At 65.1% G+C, this 12,704-nt stretch carries 11 protein-coding genes; 8 read left to right on the top strand and 3 right to left on the bottom strand.

Features of this window, described 5'->3' with window-relative positions; all coding sequences use genetic code 11:
- Positions 1-67: 67 nt before the first annotated feature.
- Genes VGM61_RS18925 through VGM61_RS18935 form a run of 3 tightly spaced genes read right to left on the bottom strand, consistent with a single transcriptional unit; the run spans position 68 to position 4,392 of the window.
- On the bottom strand, positions 68-1,276 hold the full coding sequence (locus tag VGM61_RS18925) for an acetyl-CoA C-acyltransferase (protein ID WP_331524484.1): 1,209 nt from the start codon (positions 1,274-1,276) through the stop codon (positions 68-70).
- Positions 1,277-1,325: 49 nt separating this feature from the next.
- Positions 1,326-3,698, bottom strand: a complete 2,373-nt coding sequence (locus VGM61_RS18930; protein ID WP_331524485.1) for a 3-hydroxyacyl-CoA dehydrogenase/enoyl-CoA hydratase family protein — start codon at positions 3,696-3,698, stop codon at positions 1,326-1,328.
- A gap of 49 nt (positions 3,699-3,747) precedes the next feature.
- Positions 3,748-4,392 (bottom strand): TetR/AcrR family transcriptional regulator, encoded by a 645-nt coding sequence (locus VGM61_RS18935; RefSeq protein ID WP_331524486.1) that lies wholly within the window; start codon positions 4,390-4,392, stop codon positions 3,748-3,750.
- 219 nt (positions 4,393-4,611) lie between these two features.
- On the opposite strand from VGM61_RS18935, the gene ndk reads away from it, so the two are divergent.
- From ndk to moeB, 8 genes are all read left to right on the top strand, one after another.
- A complete protein-coding gene (ndk, locus tag VGM61_RS18940; protein WP_331524487.1) occupies positions 4,612-5,037 on the top strand; it encodes a nucleoside-diphosphate kinase in 426 nt (141 codons plus the stop codon).
- A complete protein-coding gene (gene rlmN, locus VGM61_RS18945; RefSeq protein ID WP_414694918.1) occupies positions 5,034-6,167 on the top strand; it encodes a 23S rRNA (adenine(2503)-C(2))-methyltransferase RlmN in 1,134 nt (377 codons plus the stop codon). Before ndk ends, rlmN begins: the two co-directional genes overlap by 4 nt.
- Before the next feature lie 10 nt (positions 6,168-6,177).
- Positions 6,178-6,960, top strand: a complete 783-nt coding sequence (gene pilW, locus VGM61_RS18950) for a type IV pilus biogenesis/stability protein PilW (RefSeq protein ID WP_331524538.1) — start codon at positions 6,178-6,180, stop codon at positions 6,958-6,960.
- Positions 6,961-6,977: 17 nt separating this feature from the next.
- Positions 6,978-8,054 (top strand): helix-turn-helix domain-containing protein, encoded by a 1,077-nt coding sequence (locus tag VGM61_RS18955; RefSeq protein WP_331524489.1) that lies wholly within the window; start codon positions 6,978-6,980, stop codon positions 8,052-8,054.
- Between the two features lie 149 nt (positions 8,055-8,203).
- The gene (locus VGM61_RS18960; protein ID WP_331524490.1) at positions 8,204-8,854 is read left to right on the top strand and encodes a tetratricopeptide repeat protein; all 651 of its coding nucleotides are present in this window, start codon (positions 8,204-8,206) and stop codon (positions 8,852-8,854) included.
- A complete protein-coding gene (gene bamB, locus VGM61_RS18965) occupies positions 8,851-10,047 on the top strand; it encodes an outer membrane protein assembly factor BamB (RefSeq protein WP_331524491.1) in 1,197 nt (398 codons plus the stop codon). The genes VGM61_RS18960 and bamB overlap by 4 nt, the downstream gene beginning before the upstream one ends.
- Positions 10,048-10,070: 23 nt before the next feature.
- The gene (gene der, locus VGM61_RS18970) at positions 10,071-11,471 is read left to right on the top strand and encodes a ribosome biogenesis GTPase Der (protein ID WP_331524492.1); all 1,401 of its coding nucleotides are present in this window, start codon (positions 10,071-10,073) and stop codon (positions 11,469-11,471) included.
- A 16-nt stretch (positions 11,472-11,487) separates the two neighbouring features.
- Positions 11,488-12,642, top strand: a complete 1,155-nt coding sequence (gene moeB / locus VGM61_RS18975) for a molybdopterin-synthase adenylyltransferase MoeB (RefSeq protein WP_331524493.1) — start codon at positions 11,488-11,490, stop codon at positions 12,640-12,642.
- Positions 12,643-12,704 lie beyond the last annotated feature (62 nt).

The following is a 12,704-nucleotide window of genomic DNA, read 5'->3' on the forward strand; positions in this document are numbered from 1 at the left end:
CTCTCCCTTGGACACCCGAGGGTAGCAAAGCGGGGCCGGTCGCGCAGGTAACCGGCCCCGTCGGGCTTTACAGGGCCTCAAAGACACCCGCGGCACCCATGCCGGTGCCGATGCACATGGTGACCATGCCGTATTTCTGTTTGCGACGGCGCAGGCCGTGGATCAAGGTGGCGGCTCGGATGGCACCGGTGGCTCCCAGCGGATGGCCCAGGGCGATGGCGCCGCCGAGCGGGTTCACCTTCGAAGGATCCAGGCCCAGTTCGCGAATCACCGCCAGCGCCTGCGCGGCGAAAGCCTCGTTCAGCTCGATCCAGTCCATCTGGTCCTGGGTCATGCCGGTTTGCTTGAGCGCGAGCGGGATCGCTTCCTTCGGGCCGATGCCCATGATCTCTGGCGGCACGCCGGCCACGGCGAAGCCCACGAAGCGGGCAAGCGGGGTAAGGCCGTGATCCTTCACTGCCTTTTCACTGGCCAGCAGCAGGGCACCGGCGCCGTCGGACATCTGCGAGGAGTTGCCCGCTGTCACCGAGCCGCCGAATTGTCCGTTGCGGAATACCGGCTTCAATTTGGCCAGAACGTCCAGGCTGGTGTCCTTGCGCGGGCCTTCGTCCATGGTGATGATGCGGCGGTCTTCCTTGACGCTGCGGTTGGCAAGATCCGGATAGCGGTCGTCAAGCTGGAACGGGGTTATCTCGTCGTTGAACTCGCCCGCAGCCTGGGCGGCCAGCGCGCGCTGGTGGCTCTGCAGGGCGAACGCATCCTGGTCTTCGCGGCTGACCTTCCAGCGCTCGGCCACCTTTTCAGCCGTGATGCCCATGCCGAAGGCGATCGCGCGGTCTTCGTCGTTCTCGAAGATGGCCGGGTTCATCGCCACCTTGTGGCCCATCATCGGCACCATGCTCATGCTCTCGGTACCACCGGCGAGCATCAGGTCGGCCTCGCCCAGGCGGATGCGGTCGGCGGCCATGGCAATGGCCTGCACGCCGGAGGAACAGAAACGGTTGATGGTGACGCCGGGCACCACATCGGGAAGGCCCGCCAGCAACACGCCGATGCGTGCCACGTTCATGCCTTGCTCCGCCTCGGGCATGGCGCAGCCGATCACGGCGTCGGCGATCAGCGCAGGGTCGATGCCCGGCGCCTGTTCGATCACCGCGCGGATCACGTGGGCGAGGAGGTCATCGGGACGGGTATTGCGGAAAACGCCGCGCGGCGCCTTGCCCACCGGTGTGCGGGTGGCGGCGACGATGTAGGCGTCCTGGACTTGCTTGCTCATGGTCTTGTCCTAAATAAAGGGAAAGTCGTGGCGGTGTGCGCGTGGCGCATCAGTTCCGCAGCGGCTTGCCCGTCGTCATGGTGTGTGCGATGCGCGCCTGGGTCTTTTCCGTCTGTGCCAGGGCGACGAAGTGCTTGCGCTCCAGCGCCAGCAGCCATGCTTCATCCACCGTGGATCCGCGTTCGATGCGGCCACCGCACAGCGTGTCGGCAATCGCCGAGGCAATGTGGATGTCGTGCGGCGAGGCGAAGTAGCCTTCACCGAGGTTGGCAAGCGAAGCCTTGAAGGTTGCAGTGCCCACATCGCCGGCGACGGGGATGGCGCGACCCGGCATCGGTGGCCGGAAGCCCGACTCAGCCAGGGCAATCGCCTGCTGCTTGGCCACGTACAGCAGCTCATAGGCATTGAATACCACCACGTCGTCCGGACGCAGCAGGCCCATCTGTTTGGCCTCGATGGCGCTGCCTGACACCTTCGCCATGGCGACCGTCTCGAACACTTTCTTCAGCGCTTCGAACGGATCTTCCGGCGACAGGCGCGCGGCGCGCACGGCCAGTTCCTTCAAGCCGCCACCGGCCGGCAACAGGCCCACGCCTGCCTCGACCAGTCCGATGTAGCTTTCAAGCGCCGCCACGGTGCGGGCCGAATGCATCTGGAACTCGCAGCCACCGCCCAGGGCCAGGCCGCGCACGGCTGCCACCACGGGTACCAGCGCGTACTTGATGCTCATGCTGGTGGCCTGGAAGTTGGCCACCATGGCCTCGAACTGGGCGAGTTTGCCTTCCTTCAGCAGGCCCAGCGCGCCCTTGAGGTCCGCGCCGGCAGAGAACGGCTCGCCGGTCTGCCACAGCACGGCGGCGCGCAGTTTCGCCTCAGCCTGGCGCACTGCTTCCTGCACGCCATCGAGCACGAAATCGTTCACCGTATTCATCTTCGTTTTGAACGACACGATGCCGACATCGTCGCTGCCCAGTGTCCACAGGCGAACGCCATCGTTCTCCCACACGGTGCTGCCCTTGTCGGCCGACTCGCCCAGGATCGGGTCGGGGAACAGCTGGCGCTTATACACAGGGTGGGTGGAACGGGGTTTGTCGGCCTTGGCGCCGGCCGACCAGCTGCCGTCCTTGCCGTGCACGCCCTTGCGGCCGTCGGTGACCCATGCCGGCAGTGGCGCGTTGCTCATCGTTTTGCCGGCCTTGATGTCCTCGTCGATCCACTGCGCCACCTGCTGCCAGCCGGCGGCCTGCCAGGTTTCGAAGGGACCGAGTTTCCAGCCGTAGCCCCAGCGGATGGCAAGGTCGACATCGCGCGCGGTCTCGGCGATGTCGCCCAGGTGGAATGCGCTGTAGTGGAAGAGATCGCGGAAAGCCGACCACAGGAACTGTGCCTGCGGATCCGTCGATGCGCGCAGTTTGGCGAACTTCTCCGATGGATCCTTGATGGCCAGGATGGCGGCCACGTCGTCCGAGGCCTTCGGTTCGCTGACCACGTAATCCTGCTTTGCAGGATCGAGCACCACGATGTCCTTGCCAGCCTTGCGATAAAAGCCCGCGCCGGTCTTCTGGCCCAGTGCGCCCTTGGCGATCAGGGCCTCGAGCACGGCCGGGGCCTTGAAGTACTTGTGCCAGGGGTCGTCGGGCAGGGTATCGGCCATGGTCTTGATCACGTGGGCCATGGTGTCCAGGCCCACGACATCCGCGGTGCGGTAGGTGGCGCTCTTGGGGCGGCCCACGGCGGGGCCTGTAAGGGCATCGACCACGTCGAAACCGAGCTTGAATTTATCGGTGTGGTACATCGTGGACAGCATCGAGAACACGCCGATGCGGTTGCCGATGAAGTTCGGGGTGTCGCGCGCGTACACAACGCCCTTGCCGAGCGTGGTGGTGAGGAACGCTTCCAGGCCCTCGAGCACGCCGCGCTCGGTAAGCTCGGTGGGAATCAGTTCCACCAGGTGCATGTAGCGTGGCGGGTTGAAGAAATGCACGCCGGTGAAGCGGTGGCGCATTTCCCCAGGCAGGGCCGAGGCCAGTTCGTTGATGGACAGGCCCGAAGTATTGCTGGCAAGCACCGCAGTGGCCGAGATGTGCGGAGCGATCTTCCGGTAGAGATCAAGCTTCCAGTCCATCCGTTCGGCGATCGCCTCGATCACCAGGTCGACGTCGGCCAGCAGGCCCAGGTGCTCGTCGTAGTTGGCCGGGATGATCGCCGCGGCCAGGTCTTTTCCGGCCAGGGGGGCCGGGGAGAGCTTCTTGAGGTTGTCGATGGCCTTGAGCGCGATGCCGCTCTTGGCGCCTTCCTTGGCGGCGAGGTCGAACAGCACGGTTTCGACGCCTGCGTTGGTCAGGTGGGCGGCAATCTGAGCGCCCATCACACCCGCGCCCAGCACGGCGGCCTTGCGGATGCGTAATGGTGTTGCGGTCATGGTGTTCTCCGGTGATGCATTTTCAAGGCGAGGCGGACGGGCGGAAGACTCAGGCCCGGGGCGCCGGATGGGGGGAGGGGGCCCGCAGGCCCGCGGCGGCAAAGCGCACCAGGTGTTCGGCCGCCTGCTCGCGGTGGGCCTGTTCGGCCACTTCGTTCTTGCGCTGGATGATGCCGAAGTCGGCCATGGCGTAAGTAAGGGCGCCGGTGACGATGTCCAGCCGCCAGTAGAGTTCTTCCTTGCTCAGGGCAGGCAGCAGGCGCTGGAACTCGGCGGCGAACTGGCGCAGGACGTGGCCGTAGTTCTCCGAGAGGAACCGCCGCAGGGTTTCATTGTGCTCGGCATAGGCCCGGGCCAGCACGCGGACGAAGGCCGCGCCCCCGCCGCCGGTGCGCGAGAGGTCCAGGGCCGGGCCTATATACGCTTCGAGCACGGCTTCAAGGGTAGTGTCCGGCTTCTGGGCCAGGGTCCCCAGGGCGCCCAGGCGGCGGGTATTGAGCTCGTCCAGGCGCCGGCGGAACACTTCCTCGATCAGCTTGTCCTTCGAGCCGAAGTGGTAGTTCACCGCCGCCAGGTTCACGTTCGCCGCGGCCGTGACCTGCCGTAGCGAGGCCCCGGCGAAGCCGTGGGTGGCGAACAGGCTCTCCGCCGCGCCCAGGATGCGTTCCTTGGTGGAAAAGGGCGAGGAGTTCATGGATCGATCCCGAGCGTTCGAATCAAACGATCGTTTGAGAATACGCCCGTGGCGCCATCCGGGTCAAACGTCATGGAACGGCCATGGAAACCCCTTGCGAATCAGCTAGAATCTGTCAACATTTCGTGAGCTAAGTACGTAATTACTTATGTATTTCGTTGCAAGCTACTGACATCCTTCCCCTAGGGGGCTGGCTTAACTTTTTCCCGGAGTACCCGTATGGCGCTGGAGCGCACCCTTTCCATCATCAAGCCCGACGCCGTCGCCAAGAACGTCATCGGCGAAATCTATGCCCGTTTCGAGAAAGCCGGCCTGAAGATCGTGGCCGCCAAATTCAAGCAGCTCTCGCGCGCGGAAGCTGAAGGTTTCTACGCCGTGCACGCGGAGCGTCCGTTCTTCAAGGCACTGGTCGACTTCATGATCTCAGGCCCGGTGATGATCACCGCGCTGGAAGGTGAAGGCGCCATTCTTAAGCACCGTGATCTCATGGGCGCCACCGATCCGAAGAAGGCCGACGCCGGCACCATCCGCGCCGACTTCGCCGATTCGATCGACGCCAATGCCGTGCACGGATCGGACGCTGCCGATACCGCCAAGGTGGAGATTGCTTATTTCTTCGCTTCGACGGAAGTCCTTTCCCGCTGAGTATCGACGTGACCGACCAAGGCAAAGTCAACCTGCTCGACTTCGATCGCCAGGGCTTGCGTGATTTCTTCGCGCAACTGGGCGAGAAGCCGTATCGCGCCGAGCAGGTGATGAAGTGGATCTACCACCACCTTGAAAGCGACTTCGGCAACATGACCGACGTCGGCAAGGCGCTGCGCGCCAAGCTTGAGGAAGCCTGCTACATCGGTCCGCCGAACACCCTGCTGGACAAGGCCGCCATCGACGGCACGCACAAGTGGCTGCTGGGCATGGATGGCGGCAATGCGGTGGAAACGGTCTATATTCCTGAGCCCACGCGCGGCACGCTGTGCGTGTCCTCGCAGGTCGGTTGCGGCCTTAACTGCTCGTTCTGCTCCACCGCGACCCAGGGTTTCAACCGCAACCTCTCCACCGCCGAGATCATCGGACAGGTGTGGGTGGCGGCCAGGCACCTGGGCAACGTGCCGCACCAGCAGCGCCGCATCACCAACGTGGTGATGATGGGCATGGGCGAGCCGCTGCTCAACTTCGACAACGTGGTGGCGGCGATGAGCCTGATGCGCGACGACCTGGGTTTCGGCCTGGCGTCCAAGCGCGTTACGTTGTCCACCGCGGGCCTGGTGCCGATGATCGACAAGCTCTCCGCGGTGAGCGACGTGTCGCTGGCGGTGTCGCTGCATGCCGCCAACGATGAGCTCCGGACCGAACTGGTGCCGTTGAACAAACGCTACCCGATCGCCGAGCTCGCCGCCGCCTGCGAGCGTTACATCGCCCGCAAGCCGCGCACGCACATCACCTTCGAATACACCCTGATGAAGGGCGTGAACGACCAGCCCGAACACGCCCGCCAGCTGATCAAGTTCATGCGCCGGCTGCCCGGCCACAACAAGGTGAACCTGATCCCGTTCAATCCATTCCCTGGTACGCGTTTTGAGCGTTCCGGACCCGATGCGATCCACGATTTCCAGACGCAGCTGCTCAGCGCCAACGTGCTGACCATGCTGCGGCGTACCCGTGGCGACGACATCGATGCAGCCTGTGGCCAGCTCAAGGGCCAGGTGCTGGACCGCACCCGCCGGCAGGCGGAGTTCCGCAAACGCCTGGAAGACGGGGTCAACCATGCTGCGTAAGTGTTCATGGATGCTGTGCGCGACGATGCTGCTGGCCGCTTGCCACTCGCAGCCGAGGCCGCCACAGGTGGCAAAGGATTCCCTGAACTCCGACCACCTGGTCCAGCAGAGCAAGGAAGACCGGGCCACGGAGGGAGCACGCATCCATACCGAGCTCGGCCAGCAGTACATGCAGAACGGGCAACTGCAGGATGCGATGGAGAAGCTCACCAAGGCCCTTCAGTTCAGCGAGAAATACGCCCCGGCGCATACGGTGATCGCCGTGCTCTACGAGCGCATCGGCGATGATGCCAATGCGGCGATCCACTACAAGCGCGCCGTGGAGCTGGAGCCGAAGAAGGGCGCCCCGAACAACAATTACGGCGTCTTCCTGTGCAAGTCGGGCAAGGCTGCCGAGGCCCAGGTCTACTTCGACCGGGCCGTGCTCGATCCCTATTACGACACGCCCGACATTGCCCTGACCAACGCCGGTACGTGCCAGCTCAAGTCCAACCAGTACGAGACCGCGGAGATCGATTTCCGCAAGGCGCTGGCCCGCAACGCCCGCAACAGCGAGGCGCTGTATCAGCTGGCACATGTGCTGTACCTTAAGAACGATGCGTTCCGCGCCCGCGCCTTCCTGCAGCGTTACGAAGCTTCAGGACAGAGCAGCCCGGATGCATTGAAGCTCGGTCACGACATCGAGCTCCGTCTGGGCAATGGCGAGGGTGCCCAGGACTACATCAGGCGGCTACGCAAACAGTTCCCGGATTCGGAACAGGCGCATGCCACGGACGCAACAGCACGTCAATGAACACGAAAAAGCCCAATATGAACGGTAACCAGGATCACGAAGACCTGTTCCGTGCCGATGCCGCGGGGGCGGCAGACGGCGAGGCGGCACCGGAGGCCCCCATCGAGACGGCCCCGGACGTGCCGGACGTGGCGGAGCATCGCTTCGTCGAATCGGTAGTGTTCGCCCCCCGTTTCGGCGACCGCCTCCGCGCGGCGCGCGAGGCGCGGGGCCTGGACATCGAGGCCTGCACCCATCAACTGCGACTGCCGTCACGGCTGCTGCGCCAGCTCGAGGCCGGGGAATACAACGGCATCGACTATCAGGTGTACCTGGCAGGCTACCTCTCCAAGTACGGCCGTTTCCTGGGGGTGGATGAAGCCGCCATCGCCGAGGAAATCGAACACACGAAGTCGAAGCAGCCGACCCTGGTGGTCACCGGTGGTATTTCGCACTCGCGCTACCTGCTCGACCGTTACATGACGGCGGCGCAATACGTGGTGCTCACCGCGGTGATCGTAGTGCCGCTGATCTGGTTCGGCGTGCGCGGTACGTTCGACCGGGACTTGGCCCGCCTGGCGCCGCTCGACGCCTCGCCGGTGACGGCCCAGCAGGACACTGTCCCGGCCGCGTCCACCAGCGTCGGTGCGAACGCCGTCGCCGCCGCGGCGCCCGTTGCCCGGCCGCCGGCACCCACGCCGGTGGATGACCAGCAGCCGTTGCTGGCCTCGATGGCAATCTTCCCGAACATGGAAAACCGCGTCACGGCGCCGAAGGTGGATGTTCCTGCCGTTGATGCTGCCAGCGCGGTCGGCCAGGGCAGCCATACCCTATCGCTTACCGTGCCCTCGGCCAGCTGGGTCGAGGTGCTTGCCGCCGATGGATCGAGGCTTGAGTACGGCCTGTTGCCGGCGGGCACCACGCGAAGCTATCGCAGTGACGGCAACATGGACGTGCGCATCGGCAACGCCACGGGCGCCCAGGCCATGGTCGACGGCAAGCCCGTGGCCCTGGACGGCTTCCGCCGGGCCAACGTGGCCCGTTTCAAGGTGGATGTCCACAACGGCCAGGCCCAGGCGGTCGGTGGTGCTCCGCCGGCGCCGACCAATAACTGACCGCCCGCGCGCTGTCCCGGCCGCGTCACCGGCTTTTAAGGTATCCTTGTTCATTCACCCGGCCGGACGCGCCATTGGCGCATCCGGCGGGTATTCCTGCCCACCATGTCGGGCGCGCGGGGCTTCGAAGCCCCCTCCACGGTGCATGCATGTCTTTCGATTCATACGACGACTACGAACAGGGCGAACGCATCCAGCAGTGGCTGCGTCAGAACGGCGTCTCCATCATCGTTGGCATTGTCCTGGGCCTGTTGCTGATCTTCGGCTACCAGAAGTGGAAGAATCACCGCGCCGACCACGAGGCCGAGGCGGCCACGCTGTATGAACAGGTACAGGTAGCCCTGGCAACCAACAAGTCAGCCGAGGCCGACGCCAGTATCGATCGCCTGCAGACGCAGTTCACCGACACCACCTACGCGGTATTCGCCTCGGCCGATCGCGCCCGGGTAGCGGCTGAAGCCAACCAGCTGGACAAGGCCCAGGTGGCCCTCGACTGGGCCCAGGCGCACGCCACCGACGATGCCGTGAAGGGTCTGGTGCAGCTGCGCGCCGCCCAGGTTCGCCTGGCTTCCGGCCACGCCGACCAGGCGCTGTCCACCCTCGATACGATGCCCAAGGGTGCCTACATTTCCCTTGCACAGGAACTACGCGGCGATGCGCTGGTCAAGCTTGGACGCATCGACGAGGCCCGCAAGGCCTATACGGCCGCGATGGCCTCGATGGACGACAGCGCGCCGCAACGCGGCGTGGTGAAACTGAAGATTGACGATCTGGCCGTGGCCGGGAAGCAGGGTGCATGAAACGGTTCCTCCTAGTGGCTGCTCTGGCGTCCGTCGCCGTCCTGGCCGGTTGCCATAACGCCAAGAAAGAAAACATCGAACCGCCGACCAAGCTCACCGACCTCAAGCCAACGCTCAAGGTCGAGCGGCTGTGGAAGTCGAGCGTGGGCGACGGCGCGGTCAAGACAGGCATACGCCTGCGGCCTGAAGTGGTCGACGGCGTGCTTTATGCCGCCAGTGCCGACGGCGACCTCATCGCCATCGACGCCAATACCGGCAAAACCGTGTGGCGGCAGAAGTCGCGCACCCACGGCTGGTTCGGCTGGGGCGACAAGAAGCGCCCGGATGCCTTCATGGCGGGCGGTCCCACCGTCGCTGGCGACCTGCTGGTGGTCGGCACGCTCGACGGCCACGTCTATGGCCTGGGTGCGAAAGACGGGGCAAAGCGCTGGACGGCCGAGGTCACCGCCGAGGTCATCACCGCGCCTGCCATCGTCGGCAACCTGGTCGTGGTACGCACGTCCGACGGTCGCCTCTACGGCCTGGATTCGGCCACCGGCGAACGCCGCTGGGCCTACGACCAGACCGCCGTGCCCACCTTGAGCCTGCGCGGCAATGGTCCACTGCTGGTGGCCAATGGCGTGGTGTTCTTCGGCAGTGACAACGGCAAGCTGGTGGCGCTGCGCATGGACAACGGCGAGAAGCTCTGGGAACAGGGCCTTTCCAGCGGCGAAGGCCGCACCGAGATCGATCGCCTGAACGACGCCGACGGCTCCGTTGTGCTGGACGGCAATACGCTTTTCGCCGCGGCCTACCATGGTCAGCTCACGGCGGTGGACGGCCCCAGCGGACGTCCGCTGTGGAACCGTCCGTTCTCCAGCTACACATCGATCGACGTGCACGGTAATGCCGTGTACGGCGTGGACGAGCAGTCCAACCTATGGGCCTTCGACAAGAGCGGCGGCGCGGACATGTGGAAGCAGGACGCCCTGAAGTACCGCTGGCTCACCGGCCCCGCCGCGCAGGGCGATTACATCGTCGTCGGCGACCTGGAAGGCTACGTACACTGGCTGGCCAGTGGCGACGGCAAGCTCGTTGCACGTGAGCGCCTGTCGAAGAAGGCCATTCGCTCGCAGCCGGTGGTCGTGGGCAATACCGTTTACGTGGAAGATGTCGAAGGTCATATCGGCGCCTATCGCATCGCCGCACCTTAAGATCCCTTCGGAAACGCGCCGCCATGTTGCCTGTCGTTGCCCTGGTCGGCCGTCCGAACGTTGGTAAGTCGACCCTTTTCAATGCGCTCACGCGCAGCCGTGACGCCCTCGTGGCGGACATGCCCGGTGTCACGCGTGATCGCCATTACGGTGTCTGCCGGCTGGGTGAACGCCCGTTCGTGCTGGTGGATACCGGCGGCCTGTCCGGTAGCGACGAGGGCATCGAGGGCCTGACGGCGCAGCAGGTGCGCCTGGCCGTGGCCGAGGCCAACGTGCTGGTGTTCGTGGTCGACGCCCGCGACGGCCTGCTCCCGCAGGATGGCTCCATCCTCGACGAACTCCGCCGCACGGGTAAGCCCGTGATCGTCGGCGTGAACAAGACCGACGGCGTGGACGAATCCACTGCCCTGGGCGAATTCGCACGTTTTGGCGTGGCACACACGCTTCCGCTGTCGGCCGCGCACGGCCGTGGCGTGGACGCCCTCATCGCGGCCGCGTTGCCGATGCTGCCGCCCGACCAGGATGACGCCGATCCCGGCCTGTCCGACGAGGGCATTCGCGTCACCATCGCCGGCCGCCCTAATGCCGGCAAGTCCACCCTGATCAATCGCCTGCTGGGCGAGGACCGCCTGATCGTTTCTGAAGTTGCCGGCACCACGCGTGACCCCATCCGGGTGCCCCTCGAGCGCGACGGCAAGCTGTTCACCCTGATCGACACCGCTGGCGTCCGGCGCCGCGCCCGTGTCGAAGAAGCGGTAGAGAAATTCAGCGTTATCAAGACACTGCAGAGCATTGCTGCGTCCCAGGTAACGGTGATCCTGATCAATGCCCGCGAAAACCTGGCCGACCAGGACCTCACCCTGATCGGCCACGCCATCGAGGAAGGCCGCGCGCTGGTGATCTGCGTGAACAAGTGGGACGACATGGACACCTACGCCCGCGATCAGTGCAAGCGCGCGCTGGAGCGTCGTCTGGCGTTCGTGGAGTGGGCCAAGACAGTATTCATCTCCGCGCTACATGGCTCGGGCCTGCGCGAGCTGATGCGAGCCGTGGTGCGCGCGCACGCCGCCGCTACGCGCCAGCTCACTTCCAGCGACCTCACCCGTACGCTTGAGCAGGCCTATGAGGGCTATCAGCCGCCGTTGGTCCGCGGCCATGCGCCCAAGCTTCGCTATGCGCATCCGGGCGGCTCCAATCCGCCCACGATCGTGATCCACGGCAGCCGTACCAAGCACATCGCGCCGGCCTACCGCCGCTACCTTGAAGGTTACTTCCGCAAGCGCTACAAGCTGGAAGGAACACCGGTGCGCATCGATTTCAAGGATGGCGAGAATCCCTTCGCCGGCAAGAAGAACGTCCTTACCGACAGCCAGAAACAAAAGCGCCAGCGGATGATCCGCAACGCCAAGCGCCGCGAGAAATAGTCCTCCCGGAGACGCCATGAACCAGCCGCCATCGTCGCCAGCCAGCCCGCGCGCCGACGTGCGTGAGGTGACGCCGGCCGAGGCCCGGTTTCGGCAAGGGCAGGGGGCGGTGCTGCTGGATGTGCGCGAAGATGACGAACGCGCCGCGGTGGCTGAAGGCTCCGTCGGTATTCCACGGGGCCTCCTTCCCACGCGTGCGGCGGGGCTTGTACCCGATCTCACCACCCCCGTCCTGCTGATCTGCGGTACAGGCGTTCGCTCACGCCTGGCGGCCGCCACGATGCTCGACATGGGTTACCTCGATGTTGCATCGATCGCCGGTGGCTTCGCCCGCTGGAGCGCGGAGGGCTTGCCGCTTGCAGCCGGGCTGCTCGATGCCGATGCTGCCAACCGCTATGCCCGGCAGGTGATCCTGCCGCAGGTGGGCGTGTCCGGCCAGGCCCGCCTGGCGGCCTCGCGGGTGGCCATCGTCGGTGCCGGTGGCCTGGGCGCTCCGGCCATGCTCTATCTCGCCGGTGCAGGGGTGGGCCATCTCACCCTTATCGATGACGACCGCGTCGAACGCAGCAACCTGCACCGCCAGGTGGTCCATACGGATGATCGCGTGGGCATGGCGAAGGTCGAATCTGCGCGCCAGCTACTGCAGGCACTCAATCCCACGATCGACGTAGTGGCACGAGAAGAAAAATTGCAGGCGTCCAATGTGGAAACACTGCTGGCCGGCTACGACGTGGTGATAGACGGTGCGGATAACTTCGCCGCGCGCTACCTGATCGCCGCAGCCACGCTCCATCTGGAAATACCGATGGTGTACGGCGCGGTGGAAAGGTTTTCCGGGCAGGTCAGTGTTTTTGACCCCCGTCGGGACGACAGCCCGTGCTACCGGTGCATCTATCCACGCCCGCCGCGTCCAGGCGACGTACCCGATTGCAACCAGGCTGGCGTCCTCGGCGTGATTCCCGGCACGATTGGCCTGCTTCAGGCCACCGAGACCTTGAAGCTGTTGCTTGGCGTGGGCGACAACCTTGTCGGGCGCCTGCTGACGTACGATGCTCTTACCATGCGCTTTCGCGAGGTAGCCATCCCGCGCGATGCCGCGTGTCCAGGATGTGGTGCCCATGTCAGCTCCGTGGATTATCTGGCCATCGAAGGCTTTAGCTGCCAGGCGTAGATACTGCCGCCACCGGAAATTGTAAGGGCGCAAGCCTGCGGTGACCCGCCACAAGCAGCTCG

Source organism: Pinirhizobacter sp., from assembly GCF_036499745.1.
GTDB lineage: Bacteria > Pseudomonadota > Gammaproteobacteria > Xanthomonadales > Rhodanobacteraceae > Pinirhizobacter.

Coding starts and splice junctions, on each gene's coding strand:
- VGM61_RS18930 (WP_331524485.1), bottom strand. CDS start 3,698: ATGACCGCAACACCATTACGCATCCGCAAGGCCGCCGTGCTGGGCGCG.
- bamB (WP_331524491.1), top strand. CDS start 8,851: ATGAAACGGTTCCTCCTAGTGGCTGCTCTGGCGTCCGTCGCCGTCCTG.
- der (WP_331524492.1), top strand. CDS start 10,071: ATGTTGCCTGTCGTTGCCCTGGTCGGCCGTCCGAACGTTGGTAAGTCG.
- VGM61_RS18935 (WP_331524486.1), bottom strand. CDS start 4,392: ATGAACTCCTCGCCCTTTTCCACCAAGGAACGCATCCTGGGCGCGGCG.
- ndk (WP_331524487.1), top strand. CDS start 4,612: ATGGCGCTGGAGCGCACCCTTTCCATCATCAAGCCCGACGCCGTCGCC.
- VGM61_RS18955 (WP_331524489.1), top strand. CDS start 6,978: ATGAACGGTAACCAGGATCACGAAGACCTGTTCCGTGCCGATGCCGCG.
- pilW (WP_331524538.1), top strand. CDS start 6,178: ATGCTGTGCGCGACGATGCTGCTGGCCGCTTGCCACTCGCAGCCGAGG.
- VGM61_RS18960 (WP_331524490.1), top strand. CDS start 8,204: ATGTCTTTCGATTCATACGACGACTACGAACAGGGCGAACGCATCCAG.
- moeB (WP_331524493.1), top strand. CDS start 11,488: ATGAACCAGCCGCCATCGTCGCCAGCCAGCCCGCGCGCCGACGTGCGT.
- VGM61_RS18925 (WP_331524484.1), bottom strand. CDS start 1,276: ATGAGCAAGCAAGTCCAGGACGCCTACATCGTCGCCGCCACCCGCACA.